Source organism: Carboxydocella sporoproducens DSM 16521, from assembly GCF_900167165.1.
Lineage (GTDB): Bacteria > Bacillota.
The window spans coordinates 12,077-30,972 of sequence record NZ_FUXM01000002.1; the positions used below are offsets into that span (position 1 = coordinate 12,077).

The 18,896-nt window shown below is 41.2% G+C and carries 18 protein-coding genes; all 18 read left to right on the plus strand.

All coding sequences use genetic code 11. From position 1 onward, the window contains the following. Window positions 1-18 precede the first annotated feature (18 nt). The 18 genes from nuoL to B5D20_RS01055 all read left to right on the plus strand — a co-directional run bounded on the left by nuoL (window position 19) and on the right by B5D20_RS01055 (window position 18,865). A complete protein-coding gene (nuoL, locus tag B5D20_RS00970; protein WP_078664358.1) occupies window positions 19-1,941 on the plus strand; it encodes an NADH-quinone oxidoreductase subunit L in 1,923 nt (640 codons plus the stop codon). Beyond that, a complete protein-coding gene (locus B5D20_RS00975) occupies window positions 1,941-3,476 on the plus strand; it encodes a complex I subunit 4 family protein (protein ID WP_078664359.1) in 1,536 nt (511 codons plus the stop codon). Before nuoL ends, B5D20_RS00975 begins: the two co-directional genes overlap by 1 nt. Then, on the plus strand, window positions 3,477-4,907 hold the full coding sequence (locus B5D20_RS00980; protein ID WP_078664360.1) for an NADH-quinone oxidoreductase subunit N: 1,431 nt from the start codon (window positions 3,477-3,479) through the stop codon (window positions 4,905-4,907). It abuts the gene before it with no gap. Between the two features lie 51 nt (window positions 4,908-4,958). Further along, window positions 4,959-5,303: a YraN family protein gene (locus tag B5D20_RS00985; protein WP_078664361.1), complete on the plus strand. Its 345-nt coding sequence runs from the start codon at window positions 4,959-4,961 to the stop codon at window positions 5,301-5,303. A 79-nt stretch (window positions 5,304-5,382) separates the two neighbouring features. Then, on the plus strand, window positions 5,383-6,216 hold the full coding sequence (locus B5D20_RS00990; protein WP_159071863.1) for an HDOD domain-containing protein: 834 nt from the start codon (window positions 5,383-5,385) through the stop codon (window positions 6,214-6,216). A gap of 90 nt (window positions 6,217-6,306) precedes the next feature. Continuing rightward, on the plus strand, window positions 6,307-7,812 hold the full coding sequence (locus tag B5D20_RS00995) for a YifB family Mg chelatase-like AAA ATPase (RefSeq protein ID WP_078664363.1): 1,506 nt from the start codon (window positions 6,307-6,309) through the stop codon (window positions 7,810-7,812). Between the two features lie 54 nt (window positions 7,813-7,866). Further along, window positions 7,867-8,028 (plus strand): sporulation peptidase YabG, encoded by a 162-nt coding sequence (locus tag B5D20_RS01000; RefSeq protein ID WP_078664364.1) that lies wholly within the window; start codon window positions 7,867-7,869, stop codon window positions 8,026-8,028. Between the two features lie 97 nt (window positions 8,029-8,125). After that, window positions 8,126-9,406 (plus strand): sensor histidine kinase, encoded by a 1,281-nt coding sequence (locus B5D20_RS01005; RefSeq protein WP_159071864.1) that lies wholly within the window; start codon window positions 8,126-8,128, stop codon window positions 9,404-9,406. Beyond that, window positions 9,375-10,046, plus strand: coding sequence for a response regulator (locus B5D20_RS01010; RefSeq protein ID WP_078664366.1), 672 nt, complete (start codon window positions 9,375-9,377; stop codon window positions 10,044-10,046). The genes B5D20_RS01005 and B5D20_RS01010 overlap by 32 nt, the downstream gene beginning before the upstream one ends. Before the next feature lie 193 nt (window positions 10,047-10,239). Beyond that, complete coding sequence (locus B5D20_RS01015; RefSeq protein ID WP_078664367.1) at window positions 10,240-10,437, plus strand: hypothetical protein; 198 nt, start codon at window positions 10,240-10,242, stop codon at window positions 10,435-10,437. Window positions 10,438-10,448: 11 nt separating this feature from the next. Next, complete coding sequence (locus tag B5D20_RS01020; RefSeq protein ID WP_159071865.1) at window positions 10,449-10,979, plus strand: QcrA and Rieske domain-containing protein; 531 nt, start codon at window positions 10,449-10,451, stop codon at window positions 10,977-10,979. Window positions 10,980-10,987: 8 nt separating this feature from the next. Beyond that, the gene (locus B5D20_RS01025) at window positions 10,988-11,638 is read left to right on the plus strand and encodes a cytochrome b N-terminal domain-containing protein (protein WP_078664369.1); all 651 of its coding nucleotides are present in this window, start codon (window positions 10,988-10,990) and stop codon (window positions 11,636-11,638) included. Window positions 11,639-11,663: 25 nt separating this feature from the next. Next, entirely contained in the window at window positions 11,664-13,169 is a 1,506-nt protein-coding gene (locus B5D20_RS01030) for a c-type cytochrome (RefSeq protein WP_078664370.1), read from the plus strand. A 9-nt stretch (window positions 13,170-13,178) separates the two neighbouring features. Further along, complete coding sequence (locus tag B5D20_RS01035; RefSeq protein ID WP_078664371.1) at window positions 13,179-14,243, plus strand: hypothetical protein; 1,065 nt, start codon at window positions 13,179-13,181, stop codon at window positions 14,241-14,243. Between the two features lie 75 nt (window positions 14,244-14,318). Beyond that, window positions 14,319-15,299 (plus strand): cytochrome c3 family protein, encoded by a 981-nt coding sequence (locus B5D20_RS01040; protein WP_078664372.1) that lies wholly within the window; start codon window positions 14,319-14,321, stop codon window positions 15,297-15,299. A 5-nt stretch (window positions 15,300-15,304) separates the two neighbouring features. Next, window positions 15,305-15,952: a tetratricopeptide repeat protein gene (locus B5D20_RS01045; RefSeq protein ID WP_079906840.1), complete on the plus strand. Its 648-nt coding sequence runs from the start codon at window positions 15,305-15,307 to the stop codon at window positions 15,950-15,952. A gap of 11 nt (window positions 15,953-15,963) precedes the next feature. Further along, complete coding sequence (locus B5D20_RS01050) at window positions 15,964-16,902, plus strand: NHL repeat-containing protein (protein WP_078664374.1); 939 nt, start codon at window positions 15,964-15,966, stop codon at window positions 16,900-16,902. 181 nt (window positions 16,903-17,083) lie between these two features. Further along, a complete protein-coding gene (locus B5D20_RS01055) occupies window positions 17,084-18,865 on the plus strand; it encodes a cytochrome c3 family protein (protein ID WP_159071867.1) in 1,782 nt (593 codons plus the stop codon). Window positions 18,866-18,896: the final 31 nt, after the last annotated feature.

The following is an 18,896-nucleotide window of genomic DNA, read 5'->3' on the forward strand; positions in this document are numbered from 1 at the left end:
AGGTGGTGCGAAGAGCGCATGGTGCAGTTTGCAATGGAAAAAGCCTGGCTTATTCCGCTGCTACCAGCATTGGCATTTGCTATTATCGGGTTGTTAACCCTGAGATGGCAAAAGTTGAGTGCGCTGGTAGCGATCGCTGCCATTCTGACATCCTTTGTTTTAGCTGTCAGTGTGGGTATAGGGGTCTTGAATAATCCAGAATTGATTGAAAAACCTTTAGAAATGAATGTTACCTGGTTCAGCATGGAAGGATTGAATATTAATATGGGGGTACGGATTGACCCCATATCAGCGATGATGCTTTTTGTAGTTACTCTGGTTGCTTCTTTAGTTCAAATTTATTCCCTTGGCTATATGCATGGAGATCCAGGTTTTAGTAGATTTTATGCCTATTTGTCTCTGTTTGCAGCTTCAATGCTAGGGTTAGTGATATCCACTAACTTACTGCAAATGTTTGTCTTCTGGGAGCTAGTGGGATTGTGTTCCTACCTATTGATCGGATATTACTATTATAAAATTTCTGCTCGAGAAGCAGCCAAAAAAGCATTTATTACAACAAGAATTGGCGACTTTGGCATGCTTCTGGGGATCTTGTTCCTGCAAATTGTTTTTGGAACCCTGGATTTTTCACAGCTGGCAGAGGCGGTGCCGAACTACCAGCAATATGGAATTTCTCTGGCGTTGCTGAATGTAATAGCAATCCTGCTGTTTATCGGGCCTATTGGTAAATCTGGTCAATTTCCCCTGCATGTATGGTTGCCAGATGCGATGGAAGGTCCTACTCCTGTTTCAGCTCTGATTCACGCAGCTACCATGGTGGTGGCAGGGGTATATCTGGTAGGAAGAATGTTATTCCTGTATCAGACGGCAGAAGTAGCTGGTGAAGTAGTAGCCTGGGTTGGTGGTTTTACAGCCTTCTTTGCCGCAACTATCGCCCTGACTCAAACAGAGCTTAAACGGATCCTGGCATATTCGACTGTATCCCAGCTAGGGTATATGATGATGGCACTCGGAGTAGGTAGTTTGACTGCTTCCTTCTTCCATCTTTTTACTCATGCTTTCTTCAAGGCTCTGATGTTCCTGGGAGCAGGTAGTGTATTACATGCAATGCATGGTAAAGTTCACGTCTGGGATATGGGTGGTTTAAGGAGAAAAATGCCTTACACGGCCTGGACTTTTGTCATTGGCGGTCTGGCTATTGCCGGTATATTCCCATTTGCCGGTTTCTTCAGTAAGGATGAGATTTTGTTAGTGACACTGGAAAGCGGTCATACTGCTCTTTACTGGCTGGCAAGTATAACCGCTGCTATGACTGCATTCTATATGTGGCGAATGATTTTCCTGACCTTTTTTGGTCCCGAAAAGCCGGAAAATCACCCTCATGAATCTCCTTTCAGCATGTTATTGCCCCTGTTTGTTCTGGCATTTCTTTCCGTTGTGGGAGGATGGGTTGGCACTCCCTGGGGACCGGAACATGGCTGGGCTTATTGGGTCCGTTCCGGAGAATATCATCATGCCGAAGCCAATTATGGCATCATGATAGTATCAACTATACTGGCTCTGGCCGGAATCGGCTTAGCTTACTTGATGTACTTGAAGCGAGTAATTTCTTACGAAAAAGTGGCTGAACGGGCTGGTTTGTTGTATAAGCTTTCCTACAACAAATATTTTATTGATGAAATCTACCTCTGGTTTAACCATACTATTGTTGATGGTCTAGGAAAGCTGTTGTACTGGTTCGATATCTATGTAATTGACGGAATTGTAAATGGTCTGGGCTTCTTTACCAGAGAACTGGGTGGCGGATTAAGATATGCTCAAACCGGACGCTTGCAAAATTATGCGCTGGTACTTTTCCTGGCGATCGTCATCATTGCCATCTATCTAGCCATGGGTAGCCCAGCCAAAGAAATGCTGGCTATGTTAGGGGGTGGCAACTGATGGGCTTGCTAACAGCATTGTTTTTAGCTCCTATAATCGGAGCACTGGTTATCGTTTTCTTACCGAAAGATGAACATAAGCTAATCAAATCAGTTGCTGCTGTAGCAACCTTTGTATCTCTGGCCCTTTCCCTTTATGTGTATTTTAGCTATGATAAGCAGGCTGGTGGACTTCAGTTCAGAGAATTTATTCCCTGGATACCTGATTTCGGCGTTAATTATTCACTCGGTGTAGATGGAATTAGTTTGCCAATGGTATTGTTAACAGCATTGATTGGCTTTAGTGCTGTCTATGCTTCTTGGAACTATGAAAAGAGACCAAAAGAATTTTTCATCTTGCTGTTGATCCTTATCGCAGGTGTTATGGGTACCTTTGTAACCCAGGATTTGTTCATATTCTTCCTGTTTTACGAAGTTGTTGTTATCCCAATTTATATCATGGTTATCATCTGGGGTAGCACCAAGCGGGTTACTAAAGAATATGCCGGTATGAAATTGACCATATACCTGCTTATAGGTAGTGCATTTTTACTTGGTGGCTTAATCTATATGCTGGTTGAAGCCCATAATCTGACTGGAGGCAAGTGGGTATTTGAAATCAGCGAGCTGGCCAAACTTAACTTTACTCCTGAATTCCAGAGAGTAGCATTCCTGTTGATGGCATTAGGATTTACTTCTCTGTTATCGATGTGGCCCTTCCATTCCTGGTCACCTGATGGTTACGCAGGTGCACCAACTGCTGTATCCATGATCCATGCAGGCGTATTGAAAAAAATCGGTGGCTACGGTTTGATCCGGATTGGGCTCTTCATAATGCCGGAAGGAGCTAAATACTGGGCGCCGGTGATTATAGCGCTAGCAGTGGTGAACGTGGCTTATGCTGCCCTAATTGCTCTGGCACAAAAGGACTTGAAGTATGTTGTTGGTTATAGCTCTGTCAGTCACATGGGTTATGTGCTTTTAGGTGTAGCCAGCCTGAACATTATTGGTATCAATGGGGCCATTGCCAATATGTTCGCCCACGGTGTTATGTCGGCATTGTTCTTCTCCATGATCGGTTATGTATATGACAAAACCCATGTGCGCACAATGCCAGATCTGGGTGGGTTGGCCCATCAAATTCCCAAGATTGCCACTGGTTTTATGATGGCTGGTATGGCTTCCTTAGGGTTACCCGGTTTAGTCAGCTTTGTTCCTGAGTTTACTATCTTTATTGGTGTCTGGAAAGCAGCTCAGGGAAATAGTACTGTGATGGCAGGTGCTGTTATTGCTATTGCCGGGGTTATAATCACTGCACTCTACAGTCTACGCTTATTGGCCAATACCCTGTTTGGACCGCGGCGCAGTGAATATGACTGGCTACCAGATGCTAAGGGCCCGGAACTGGTTCCCCTGTATGTATTAGGTTCAGTATTGATCATTGGTGGGTTGTTCCCCTTCTTGTTAATGGATATGGTTAATAACGGTGTTGCTCCGCTGGTTGCCCAAATTAGTGATGTCATCGGCGCAGCAACAAAGATGGGGGGGAACTTTTAAATGAATTTGGATCTGTCACTATTTTCGTTAGAATTACAAACAGCTTTAATAGCTTTGGGACTAATGGTTTTAGCTATCCTGGTTCCTAAAGCGCAAACTAAGGGTTTTGGCTATGTAACCGGCATTGGCTTGCTGATAGTATTTGCTAATAGTTTTAGCCTGTATGGAACCAAAACATCTGTCCTGAATGGATTTTACCTTTTTGATGATTACGGTCTGTTTTTTAAACAGCTTGCCTTGCTTACAGGAGCTTTAATTGCTCTTGCAGCTGCCAGATATTCTGAAAAGTTACCTGTCTATCGGGCAGAGTTTTATTCCCTTCTAGTCTTTGCCTGCCTGGGCATGATGACCTTGGTTTCTGCCGGGGAATTAATTGCTCTCTATTTAGGCCTGGAATTGATGACTATCAGTTTTTATGCCTTGGCAGGTATGAAAAGGGGAGACAGTGCCTCTGCCGAAGCTGGTGTAAAGTATGTACTCCTAGGCGGCATGTCATCGGCAATAATTCTTTATGGCTTAAGCATGGTATATGGTGTGACTAGAACTACTAGTTTGCAGGAAATAGTGGCCATTGCTCAAAAGCAAGGATTGGAACCTGCGTTGCTGTTAGGTTTGGTTTTTCTGGTTGCAGGTTTCGGTTTTAAAATCTCTGCTGTACCTTTCCATATGTGGTCACCTGATATCTACCAAGGGGCTCCGAGTCCGGTAACCGCTTATTTGGCCGTCGGGTCCAAGGCTGCTGCCTTTGCAGCTTTTGCCAGGATACTGTACTTTGCTCTCGCACCATATAAGATGAGCTGGATAGGGCTTTTAGCGGGACTGTCTGCTCTCTCTATGGTCATAGGTAACGTTGTGGCTATTCCGCAAACTAACCTAAAAAGAATGCTAGCTTATTCTGGTGTTGCCCAGGCTGGATATATCTTAACCGGTTTGGTTGCAGGCACAACTGCTGGTATTAAAGGCATGGCATTTTATCTGATGATCTATCTTTTTGCAACAGTCGGAGCTTTCACTGTTGCCATGGTAATGAGTATGAATGTTGGCAGCACAGAAATAAAGGATATGTCAGGTTTAAGTCAAAGGAGCCCTCTTCTAGCTGCTGTTTTAACTACCTGCTTGCTTTCTATGGCTGGGATACCTCCTCTAGCTGGTTTTGCAGGTAAACTATACTTGTTTGCTTCAGTTGTAGCTGAAGGGAAGTTGTGGTTGGCGTTAGTGGGCCTGGTAATGTCAATGGTTTCGGTATATTACTATCTGAACGTTACCAAAGCAATGTATCTAGGCGAAGCACAAGATAACACGCCCATCGCTGTGCCAGGCAATATGAAGCTAATTTTGATCGTAAGTATGGTCATAACCCTGCTTCTGGGTGTATATCCAACACCGCTGGCCAATTTAGCTGATCTTGCAGCTAAGGCTTTAATACCATAAGCTTTAAAATTTAGCCGGCCTCAGTTGAGGCCGGCTATTTTAGGTGAGAATATGAAAAAAAAGGAGCTAGGTAACTTAGGCGAAGAAATAGCGGCTCAATATTTAGCACAGCAAGGGTACAAGATAATTGCTAGAAACCTAAAACTAAAAAAGGGAGAGGTCGATATATTATGCAAAGATTCCGAAAACAACTTAGTCCTGGTTGAAGTAAAAACTTGTTCAAAATTTTCGCCTGTACCCGCTATTGAAAATATAACTAGGGTTAAAAAAAATAGATTACGTCGTCTATGGCAAGAATTGACCAGCATTTATAATTGTGATAATGGATATATAATGGCCATTGCAATATACTATGAGGGGCATGAGACTAATATAATGGCGTATATCCTTGATTAAGAAAGGATTTCAGAGAATTATGTCGAATAAAAAAATTAACCGATGATTTGCGAGGAATTACATACAGGAGGAGAAGAAGTTGGCAAAAATCAGTTTAGAGCAGTTAATAAAAGCAGTAGAGGATATACCGCCGTTACCTCTTACCGTTACAAAAGCTCTTCAGGTTATAGATAATCCTAATTCCGGTCCAAGGGACTTAGCAAATATCATTGGCTCAGACCAGGCAATGACAGTAACACTGCTAAAGTATGCCAACTCAGCATTTTATGGTCTATCAAGACGCGTAAGTACTATTAATGAAGCGATAGTAATTATGGGGTTTGCCGCAATTAGATCCCTTTTAATGAGTTTTGCCCTTTCCAAGACATTAAATCGTGAAATAAAAGGCTATGCTATGCCCCAGGGAGAAATATGGAAACATGCATTATACTGTGGCAATATTTCACGGCACATTGCCAAGAAAATTAAATATCCACAACCAGAAGAGGCATTTGTTGCAGGGCTTATACATGATATAGGAAAAGTAGTATTAAATGAATTTATTTTTGAAGATTACCAACAAGTTCTACAAAAAGTAGAAACGGAACAAAAGCCTTTTGTGGAAGTAGAAAAGGAAATATTGGGTTATAGCCACGCAGAAGCTGGGGCGCTTTTAGGCGAAAAGTGGAAACTGCCTCAGAATATTGTTGAGACCATTGCCTATCACCATCAGCCTAAGGATCATACTAATAAATTGGTTCATATAGTTCATTTGGCTGATGCTCTGTGTCTGATGTTAGGGATAGGTTTGGGCATAGATGGACTATATTATTCTATAAATGAGACATCTTTGCAGCTTTTAAATTTGAAGTCTGAGCAAGTCGAACTGCTAATTGCAGAGATTGATGGTAATGCAGAAATTCCTCTCCCGTAGGTTCGAATTTTTTTTTCGAACCTTTTTTGTTTCTCAAGCAGGAAATTTCAAGCTAGTGTAGAACATAAGTTCTTGGGAGGGGAAGAAAAAATGTTCGTTAAAGTTAAAAGTGTCGGTATATATGGTTTGGATATTTATCCGTTATTGGTGGAGGTGGATGTTCAACGGGGATTGCCAAGTTTTGAAATTGTAGGTCTGCCAGATAAAGCAGTAAAAGAAGCCAGGGAGAGAGTGCGAAGTGCCATTAAAAATTGTGGTTGGCAGTTCCCATTGGCAAGAATTACAGTTAACCTATCACCAGCCAGTATAAAAAAAGCTGGGCCCTTTTATGATTTACCCATAGCAATAGGAATTTTACTGGCTTCACAACAGCTTTGCTTGCCAGAAAAAGTTCTAGAGCAGACCTATTTTATGGGGGAATTGTCCCTGAATGGAGAAATAAGACAGGTGAAAGGAATTTATGCTGCCGCTCTCATGTTGTCTGAACTGGAAAATAATTGCTATTTATGCTCAGCTGTGAAGAGTGCTGTTGAAGCCAGTGCTGCGGGAATTATTTTTTATGGTTTAACCACTCTAAAAGATCTAATAGACCTAAGCGAAAATAAATTGAGGCCAAAGAAAATTTTGCCGTCATTTTCAACATCTCTAAATAATCCGGACAACGGTTTATTTGAAGAGATCTATGGTCAGGAGCAGGCAAAATATGCTGTTCAAATTGCTGCTGCGGGAGGCCATCATTTACTTCTACAGGGACCACCAGGAGTTGGTAAAACTATGCTAGCCAGATTATTAGCGCAATTGTTACCACCACTGACTACTCATGAACAAAAGGAAGTTAATCGTATTTATAGTCTTGCCGGTATTGAAAGAACTTTCTTAGATAATTGCCGTCCTTTTCGAGCTCCTCATCATACCGCCAGTAAAGCAATAATTATTGGTAGTCCCAGAAGGCAGATGCCTGGAGAAATTACTTTAGCTCATCGAGGAGTATTATTTTTGGATGAAATTGCTGAATTCTCTAGAGATGTGCTGGAATCTTTACGGCAACCGCTAGAAGAAGGAAAAATTAGCCTTGGTCTGGTTCAGCAGAAACTGGAATTTCCGTCGGTTTTTCAGCTAGTAGCGGCAATGAACCAATGTCCATGTGGAAAAGATAGGACCGAGTGTAAGTGTTCGCCAGCTCAGGTCGAAAGATATCGATATAAATTATCAGGTCCCATTCTAGATAGAATTGATCTAAAGGTTGAGCTTTTTCGTCCAACCTATAAAGAAATAAAATCAACATCAGTTTTTAATAAAGGTAAAGTAAAACAGCAAATTGTCCATGCGAAGGAAATACAAATGAAAAGATATGGTGTTAGACATCTTAATAATGCTAATGTTTCTCTAAGCATTTTTCGTGAAAAAGCGGAGATTTCTGAATCAGCTCTGGAGTTGCTGGATTACGCTTATGAAAAATTTAAGATGACAATGCGCAGTTATTGGCGTGTTTTTCGAGTAGCCCGGACAATTGCAGATTTGGCAGATAGCTTACTAATCAAGGAAGAGCATATGGCAATAGCATTACAGTATAGAATTTTAAACGAAAATAACTGAAGATTATGGCATTTACCTTTATCACCTGCATATAATATCAGGGGGTGAAGGTAAATGCGAACTGGTTTTAAAGTCAAGAGAAAATCCTATGGGATGGATGTGGTTTTTCGGGTTATTCATATTTGCCAATATGAGCGCATTGCTATTCTTGAGGCTGAAGATAGTGACAAAAAGTTTTTCGCTGATGCCCCGTTAGAAGATTTAGTAATCATATAGCTAACTGAACCTGTCGTTGACAGGTTTTAATTTTTTTAAAGGAATTGTAAATCATATGTCGAATAAAAATTTGTATAAAGCTGAGAGGAGGGAAAGGATGCAGGAGTTACGTAAAATGCGGATCTGGTTTGTGTCAGTAACAGCTATATTTGTCGGAGCTTTTGAATATATCCGTCATTACCCTTTACATGAAACATTGGAAGAAATATTTCCCGGGTGGCAGGAAAACTTTTTTTCTGTACTATTCTTAATGATTGGAGTAATGTTATTATCCAACCATATTTTCGTAAAATTAAAAAAGGTAAGTGAAAGTTTGAGCAAAATCGTTCAGACTTCACCTGATGCCATTATTTTTATTGACGGTAACCAGAAAATAGATATGTTAAATCCAGCTGCGTTAAAAATGCTTGGGATTGATGATAATAAGCAGGTGCAGCTAAAAATTCATTGTTCGAATATTTTAAACTGTCAAAATGAGAAAAAAGAGAAGTTGTGTAACTCAGAGGAATGTCCTTTTAACTGTACGAAGAACAGTGAAAATCGCATATGTAGAAAAGAGATATATATTAGCGACTCAAATGGAATAAATATTCCAGTGGAAGTAAGCTGTGCTAAACTGAAAGAAGATAAAGTATTTAATGGTTGTGTTTTTATTATTAGAGACATGAGAGATCGAAAACGCAAAGAGGCCTTAGAAAAACAGCGAATTAGTGAAAAAGCCATTGCTGAAGAGCGCTATCGTCTTGCCCGAGAAATTCATGATGGTTTGGCGCAAGGATTAGGATATTTGAATTTGAAAATGAGAACGTTAATTGAGACTTGTAGAAAACAAGGATATAATTCTATACTGAGTGAGATGGAAGAATTGATTGCTATAATCAGTGATCTATATCAGGAAACCAGGCTCGCAATCAGAAATTTAAATAGCACAAAACTAATAACTAACGGACTTAATTCATATATTGAAAGTTATCTTTCTAATTTTGCCAGACAGCAAAATATTATGGTAGACTATAAGTGGGTTTCCTCAGGAATAATTAATAATGCTGAAACGGAAATGCATATATTAAGAATTGTTCAAGAAGCATTAAACAATATCCGTAAGCATTCCGGTGCAACGGAAGTAAAGGTACTATTAGAAGAATATAATGGCCACTGGCTCTTAGAAATATATGATAATGGTTGTGGTTTTGAGATAGAAAAAGTGGATCGAGATAAGCATTTTGGACTAAATAATATGATAGACAGAGCTAAGATCATTAAGGCTGATTTTCAAATTTATTCAGGAGAGCAGGGAACCACTATAAAGTTGATCATACCTAAACTAAGCCAGGAGGGCGACTTTGATGGAAAAAATTTTGAAAATACTGCTGGTTGATGATCACAACCTTTTCCGCAGAGGAATCAAAAGTATTATTGAATCCCATCCCGCTTTAAAGGTAATTGGAGAGGCAAGTAATGGTAAGGATGCAATTAAAAAAGCCCATGAACTAAAACCGGATCTGATATTGATGGATATTAATATGCCAGAAATGAATGGTCTTGAAGCCACAAAAGTTCTTATTGCTCAAAATGTTGCTGCAAAAATAATAATCCTTACTGTCGAGGAAGAAGATGAAATTCTCTTTGATGCGATAAAACATGGTGCTAGTGGATATTTGCTAAAAAATCTTGAACCTGAACAGTTAATAAATTATTTATTAGAGACAAGCAACGGAATTGTGCCTATATCTCCACACCTGGCAACCAAGATTATACATGAATTTGCGCGCTTATCCCAGTACAGACAGGAGCATAAAGGGGATAATGAATCTACCGAGCCCAAGAAAGAGTTATCTTTAAGGGAAAAAGAGGTTTTAAGAATGGTGGCACAAGGTTATACAAATAAAGAAATAGGTGCTGCTCTATGTATCTCAGAGAATACAGTCCGCAATCATTTGAGAAATATCCTGGAAAAGTTACACCTGGAAAATAGAGTACAAGCTGCAGCCTTTGCTACCAGGGAAGGGTTAATTTAATTTAGTCCAACCAGACCAGCGAGAAGCTGGTCTTTTGGTTTTTTTGGACGAATGTCAATTTTCTGAATAGTATTATTTTGGTCGTAAATTAGTCTATTTCGGCCATGTAGTTTTTCGACCACTATTGTTAAAATTTTTTTAGAGACATAAAAATTCAGAATATTACGTACCATCAAAGGGAAGGAGTGGGTGAATGGAGACATTATTGTTGATATTAATGTTAGCCATATCTATCCTGATTAGCTGGATTTTAGTTGGACGTAAGGAACCTGAAGCCGGATCAATGAAGAAATATTTATTTCTGGCTATTGGCTATGGTGTTGCTAATGGTGCTATCTTTGCTGGAGCAATAGCTCTTATTAATTTATTGCAATACCATACACTGAAATGAGGAGGATTGTAATGGAAGAACAAAAGGAAATTTTTCATGCTGAAGCAAGTGACGAAATGGACGAAATCAGTCGCCGTAAGTTTTTAACAACCATGCTCGGTTTAACAGGGTCAGCAATTGCTTTGAGTCTGGCCACCCCATTAGCTGGATATGCATTAGCTCCGGCGATGAAGAAAGAGAAAGTGGAATTTATCGAGATAGGGAGTATCGCAAATTTCAAGACAGGGGAACCAATTAAAGTGGATTTCGAATTCACAAAGAAGGATGGCTGGGTAGAAACCAAACAAAAACGCTCGGTGTGGGTAGTAAAAAAAGATGAAAATAATATAACTGTATTTTCGCCTAACTGTACCCACCTGGGATGCGGATACAACTGGGACGCAGCCAGCAAACAATTCAAGTGTCCTTGCCATGGGGCAGTATTCAGTATGGATGGTGAAATAGTTGCGGGACCTCCCCCACGCCCATTAGATCGCTATGAAACTAAAATTGCTGATGGTAAATTGCTAATTGGGAAGCTAATCCAGGCTGAGGAGGCTTAAAACAGGTGATGACAGAAAGAATATATAACTGGATAGACGAAAGGCTACAAATCAAAGATCAAATCAAGGAAATACTGGACCATCCTGTTCCTCCACACGTGAACTTTTTATACTGTTTTGGAGGAATAACCTTTGTTTTAATTATGTTGCAGGTGATCACCGGTATTTTCCTGACTATGTATTATGTACCATCTCCTGACCACGCCTATGCTAGTGTTGAGTATATAAGTAAGGAAGTGGCTTTCGGCCGGCTAATTCGAGGAATGCATCGTATTGGTAGTTCTGGAGTTGTCATAATGGTAGTTGTACATCTCTTGCGAGTTTATTTCCACGGGGCTTACAAAAAGCCGCGGGAACTGAACTGGATGGTGGGTGTTGGGTTACTGCTCATCGTCCTAACTTTTGGGTTTACAGGTTACCTGTTGCCCTGGGACCAGAAAGCTTACTGGGCTACTGTGGTTGGAACTAAAATGGCTGGTTCAGTTCCAGTTATTGGCGAATTTGTTCTGAAGGCGCTGAGAGGCGGCAATGACCTGGGAGCGGTAACTCTGACACGCTTTTATTCACTGCATATCTGGTTCTTGCCCGGGGTTCTCTTTGCATTACTGGGGGCTCATTTCTTTATGATTAGAAAACAAGGGATTTCCGGTCCCCTATAAGATTCCAGTTTAAGGAGGCAGAAGAATGGCTGATCTAAAACAACACGGGAAAGGGGAGCCCTTTTTTCCTGGCCATATCCTCAAAGAAGCCGTGGTTATGTTATTAACGATAATTATTGTAATGTTTCTGGCTGTAACCATTGATTTGCCCAATGAATCTGTAGCTGACCCCACAGATACGTCTTACATCCCTCGTCCAGAGTGGTATTTCCTTTTTCTCTTTCAATTTTTGAAGTATTTCCCGGGTAGTATGGAAGTTGTTGCTGCCGTTCTTTTCCCGGCTGCTTTCATTGGTTTGTTATTATTCCTGCCTTTCCTGGACAAGAATCCGGCCCGTCATCCTAAAAAACGGCCACTGGCTACTTCATCGGCAATAGTAACAATGGTAGGAATTATAGTTCTGACTATACTGGGGATGGATGATGGAAGTAAAAATACCCAGCATACCATAACCTTCTTTGAAAAATGGAAATATGGTGTTATTATCGCCATTATCTTTATTAACTACATTGTTACCTGGATGCTGGTAAGCAAAAATTCACCAGTCAAAGATTCGGCAGCTAAAGCTATTACCGCTTCTGTACTGGCAGTATTAAGTATTATAGCAATCTCAACCGTAGTAGTTTTTTCGGCCTTGGAGCCGAACCAGGTTAAGGCTGCTGCCGGAGAAGGCAACCCCGGTAAAGATGTGTTGCTGGCAAAGTGTACATCCTGTCATAAATTTGAGGGACAGGGTGCTGATTTTGCCCCTGATTTAAGTAAAGGTCCCAAGAAATATAAAGGCAGTGAAGAAATAGCTAAGTTCCTTAAAGATCCTGCTTCGGTAGGCTCGGGTATGCCTAAACAACAATTGACTGACGATGAAATTAAGCAATTAGCTGATTTTCTGGCCAGTTTACAGGGAGCTGATGCAGGTAGCAGTTCTGGAGCGGCAGTTGAAACGTCCGGCTCCACTAATAATGGTGGTGGAGGCAATGCTGACAAAGGTAAATCAGCTGTTGAAACCAACTGTATTGGTTGTCATGCTGTCAATGGCAAAGGTGGCACAGCAGGTCCGGATTTGGCCAAGGTAGTAGCTAATTATGACGAAAACAAGCTCAAGGAATTCCTGAATAATCCATCAGCTGTTAAACCTGGTACGCCAATGCCCAAGTTGCCGCTTGCTGAAGAAGATCTCAACAATATCGTTACCTATTTAATGAGTCTGAAAGGAACAAATAAAACTGATACTGCGCAGCCATCAAACAATATCCCAAGTGGCAATGCGCAACCATTGAGTCAGGAAAAAACTTTTGAGTTTGCCATAAAGACCATCGAAGCTAATAGCTGTAAGTCTTGCCACAAAATCAAAGGGGATGGAGGAACTTTTGCACCCGATTTATCCAAAGTCGGCAGCTATCGTGACAAGGATTATATTGTTAAATTCCTCACAAATCCCAAGGCTGTTAATCCCAATACACAGATGCCCACAGTACCCCTCTCTAAAGAAGAGATCAATGCAGTGGCTTCTTATCTTGCCAGTTTGAAGTAGGTGGAGCAGATGCTGTGGAAGGAAATAAAAGCCTGGAGCCATGAGCATTGGAAACATTTTATTCTGATTCTGGTGATTACGCTGGTATTATCCTTCGCTACCACCTATGAATTGCAAAAATTGGTAGCGCCAAAACTCTGCAGCAGCTGCCACGAGGGGTTATCAGTGGCTCAAGCAATGCAGAAGGGTAATCATGCCCGCTTCAAGTGTGAACAGTGCCACCGCGAGACAGGCATTGGTATCAGTTTGATTCCCAAAACAAACATCATACCGGATAGTGTGCAGGGTAAAATTCCAGTTGATAAAGAAATTTGCCTTGAGTGTCACGCAATTGAAAACCGTCAGGTTACACCACGAATACCTATTAAGGTGCCACATAAGGAGCACCTGGCTAAAGGTATTCAGTGTGTGCAATGTCATATTGGAGTTGTTCATGGACAAAGACCATCTCGCGGTGCAGGAGTTGTCACTTTTAAAGGCCCTGCAATGCCAACTTGTATCAAGTGTCACCTCGAAAGAGGAGTACCTACTAACTGCTCATGGTGTCATCTACAGGATTTAAAACCCCAGTCCCATCAAGATAGAAATAAATGGGTCTGGAAAGGGGAGCATGGCTTGATGGCTCAGAAAGACGTGGGGGTCTGCGAGATGTGCCATGCTTATACCAAAGACAGAGCTGTAAATATGGGCAATAATAACAAACCTGCTGAGTTCGCTCGTAGCAATGCTTTCTGTTCAGGATGTCACATAAATAAACCACCCAGCCATACCGAAATTTGGCCAATTGTGCATAAGCAACAGGCAATACCTAACCGGGCAGCCTGTCTGGTTTGTCATAATGAAAATAAACCTGATCCGTCGGAACGAATTACCCAGAGAATTTATTGTTTCAAGTGCCACAAACCAAGGGATGGGATACAGGGGAATATTACCAATCACCCAACCAACTGGCGAAAACTTCATCCAAATGTAGTTAAGTCAATTGGGATCGTGGAAGGTAAATGTTTTAATTGTCATGCAAGTAACCATTGTGCTAAATGTCATAGGGCCTATAACATTCATCAAATTAACTGAAAGATCGGCAGGTAGACGGGAGGGGAATAAATCCCTTCCCCCTCCTCCCTTCCGAAAGGAAAGGACTAGAGGTTAATGGCCGTAAAAGAACTGCTAATAGTTGTTCTGATCGGGCTGATAATTGTGGGAATATTTGTTAATATTTATCAGCTTGACCTGAAAGAATTTTTCCTCGAAAGCTTATTGGGACTGGTGTCACCAAATAAATATGCGGAAGTAGAAAGCAAAAAAAACTTAATTAATCGCATTCCACGAGAGTTTAAGGTGTGCCTGGACTGCCACGATACGCTTGTGCAAAAACTGCAGGAAAAAAACACTCATCTTCCGGCAGTAATGGGTCAATGCGGAGTTTGTCATGTTGTAACTGGCCATCCTGGAGCCAGTGCTCAGTACACTTTACCTTTAAATGAATTATGTTTTACCTGCCATAATCGGATCTGGGATAAACAAAATCAATATCAACACAGACCTTTTGAGCTGGGCAAATGTGCGGATTGTCATGATCCCCATGGTTCTCCAAATCAATATAATCTGCGCCTGGTACCGCAGTTATTGTGCAATACCTGTCATAATATGGGGATTAGATATGGTAAATACAAAGTTCAGCATCCGCCGTTTGCAACTAACCAGTGTCTCGGTTGTCATTATCCTCACAGCTCACCTTATCCCAAAAACCTCAGAGCTCCAGTAAACGAGCTCTGTAACACCTGTCACTTTGCTACATTGCCGGGCCAATACGCACTTGTTAAACATCCTCCTTTTCGGGATGGACGCTGCATTGAGTGTCATCATCCCCATGCTTCGGATAATATGCGAATGTTAAGAAAGCCCATCCCATACCTGTGCTTGAATTGTCACGATAATGAAAGGCAAATCGGCTGGTATAAAAAAATGCATCCTTATGGCGAGAAGTTTCCAGATCGCGCTGAAGGAGGTAGCGTCACTTGTTTAAGTTGCCATCATCCCCATGGTACTGGTAATCCCAGGATGTGGCGACGACCTGGAAATTACCTGTGTTTTGGATGTCATCGCAATAAAATGGAGCCGATGAGGTGAAAAATATGGACTTACAGCCTCAAGAAAACATTATTCCGCTAAACCGCGCAATCATCTATTTGACCATTCTCATAATAACCGGTCTGTTAGTATTCTATTCTATTGGTAAATTTCTGTTCTGGAACAAACCAGAATTCCAGTCCAAAACCGAATATGATCTCGCAGTTGCCATGGAAAATGTAAAAAAATATCCGCAAAACGCGCTATTACGGGTTGAACTGGGCTGGGCCTTTGCACAGGCCGGTAATTATGATCGGGCCCTGGAAGAATACCAGAATGCTTTAAAAATTGATAAGAAGAACGTTGCAGCTAAATATAATATGGCCTTGATTTATCTGCAAAAAAATCAAGATCAAAAAGCGGTTAAATTACTCGAAGAACTTATCAAGGAAAGGCCAGCCTTTACAGAAGCCAGACTTACACTAGGCGAATACTACCTGCAGACTAAAAAGTATGATGATGCTTTAAAGCATTTTCATTTTGTGCTAAAGGCTAACCCTGGCACAGTAGACTATATCTATTTGATAGGTCAAGCGTTAGAGGGTAAAGGCAAAATAAAAGAAGCAATCCAGCAATATGAGCTGGCTTTGCGATATGTGCCTGATTTTCAACCAGCTAAGGAAGCCCTGGAAAAGTTGAAGGCCAAAAAATAGGGGGCACTATTATGGACAAGAAAAAATTTAAGCAATTATCGCTGGCAAGTCTAATAATTTTATTGCTGGTCTTTGCCTATTTTTACTGGCAAAAAACAGACCCCCTGGAAACCATACCTGTAGGCGATATAAGTGAACCTCCCAAATATGTTTTGTCTATGTATGGGGACAAAAAGTATTCTTTAGAACAACCTTTAGGTATTACAGTTTATGACAATGAGGTTTTTGTCTCTGACTCGGACGCAGGTAGAGTGTTGGTCTTTGATCAGAATGGTAAGTTATTGAGGATTATTGGAGAAAAAGACAAAAAGCTTAGAAATCCTTATGGTCTGGCAATTCACGCTGGAAAGCTTTATGTGGCTGACGGAGGACTGGCAAGAATCTCTATCTTTACTGTCCAGGGAGATTTCAAGGGGTACTGGCTTCCCAAGGAGGAGAATCGAATTAATGTGCCTGCGACGATATATGTAGATGACAATAGAATAGTAATCAGCGATTTGGTTCGCAGCGGTATATATGTTTTTGATCATCAAGGTAACCTGAAATTAGCTTTTGGCGGCAAAGGTACAGAAAAAGGCTTCTTAAATAAACCCCACGGCTTTGTAATTAATGAGCGGGGAGAATTTATTGTGGCTGATAGTAACAATAATAGAGTGCAGATTTTTGATAACAAAGGGAAATTTATCAAAATTCTTGGTGAGAATGAAAGCAATAAAGGAGAAATATTGACCCCAAGAGGCATCACCCAGGACGAACAGGGTAATATCTATGTCGTCTCCGGTCTGGAAAACAGAGTTTATGTTTTTGATAAAAATGGAAAATTTAGATTTAATTTTAACGAGACCGCTAATGGTGATACTTTAGGCTTGCCCAGTGGAATCGCCTACTCAGGACGTAAAGTCTATGTAACAGAATATGCCAATAAGCGGGTAAGTGTATTTAAGTATTAAATGAGCCTGTAAGGCAGATGCCTTACAATATAAAAATAAAGGGGTGATGGGTTAAATGTCTATTTTAAAAAAGAGAGGAGGACCTATATTGAAAGGGCGCTGGTTGACCCAAATATCATTAATTGGATCTCTGCTTTTATTCAGCGCTCAAGCAGCTTACGCTTTACCAACAACTCCACCATTGGCCAGTACTACCCTTAGCAGCGCGGCCAGTGCTGGAGGAACTACGATCACTGTTACCAGTACCACTAATATTGATGTTGGCGATGTACTGGTCCTTGACCAAGGCGTAATTGGCAAGGAAGAACGGGTGCGAGTAGCTGGTATAGCTGGAACTACTATAACCATAGCCGGAGCAAGTAATGGTTACAAGTTACAGTACAGTCATAATAGTGGTGCTACTGTAGTAGAAATTGATACTGTTGGTTTGACCAATGCCAATCCCAATACTCCTGCTACTACTTATGAACACGATCCGGGAGATCCTGATAATTTCCAAGGGGTGATGGATCCTAATTTTAATAACAATTTACCGGTCACCAGTGGGCCTCACGGTCGTTATACCACCAATACCAATGGTTGTGGACGCTGCCATCAATTACACCAAGCTAAAAGTATAAGATTAATCAGGTTTGATACAGCTGCAGCTCAAAACCCAATTTATGGAGTTTGTACTTATTGCCATAGTTTTAATGGGCAAAGTACCTATGATGTTAAAGATGGTATGATCTGGGATACCAACAATGGCTATCGCTATGCTACTAATGGTGGTGGTTTTGAACGCATGCTGGTGGTTGAGGGGCCGGCACAAGTAGCTACTGTAGTAAAAGTATCGGCTAAACACCGAGTAAATGAACAAGCAACTATAAATACCGATGGCTCAATTTCTTATGTAAAGTTTAATGCCCCTGGAGGTTACCAGGAAACAAACGGTCACGTGGAATTGCGTTGTTCAAGTTGTCATCAGCCCCACGGAACTTCTAACAGCCGTCTGCTGGTAACCAGAATACAAACAGCAGATACCAGTGGGAACCCCATCTGGCGTGATACATCTACTTCTGGAACTAAAGTAGTAATTAAGGTAAATAACCCTTTTAGTGATGAAAAAACAGAATACAACGAAGAAATTGCTACTTTCTGCGGCGCGTGCCACTATGACTATCTTTCCAGCAATGCTTCACAGAAAAGTGGATATTATATGCCCAATTATTATCGCCACAAGATGAAAATGGGACCCAATTCAGGTTTAAATGACATTAACACAAATGATGGTACTTTTGGTTATAATTCCAGTAAATTGGTTTTACCGCTGGCCAGCATCGGAAATGATGGTACTAGCACCGGAGCTGCCAATACTGTTATATGTTTGACCTGTCATTACGCCCATGGGACCTTTGTGCAGGTAACTGGAATAAAGACTTATGACCAGATCCAGCTTAATAGTAATACTAATCTAAATACAGTTAATGGCTATGAATCTCCCAAAAACCTGCGGATGGATAACAGGGGAGTCTGCCAGAACTGTCACAACAGAACAAAGAGTACAGTAAAACCGGTACTGGTGCAGGTTTTAGATCCTGCTCAAGATGGTTCAAAAGAATATGGTCAGACTGGTTCGTTGCTACCTGGTAAAGCTGTTTCACCCACTGCTAATACCATTCTAATCCGCTTCGACCAGTACATGTGGAGGGATAAAACCGATCCGACTGGTGTTGCTGGTAGTGTTGAAAACACTGGACATTACAAGGTGACAGACATGACAGCTAGCCAGAATATTTCTGTAACATCTGCTACTCTGCAGCCCGATGGACGTACTGTACTGTTAACTCTCGGCTCTAGTCTTACTCCTGGTAACCAGATTAAAGTCGAACTGCAAGCGATTGGTGCTACCAATATTAAAGACCTGAACTTTAATGAGGTAAACCCGGCAGATACGAATAATATTGTAACTTTCACTAAATAATTAGGCGCGGGGAATCTAGCATGATTCCCCG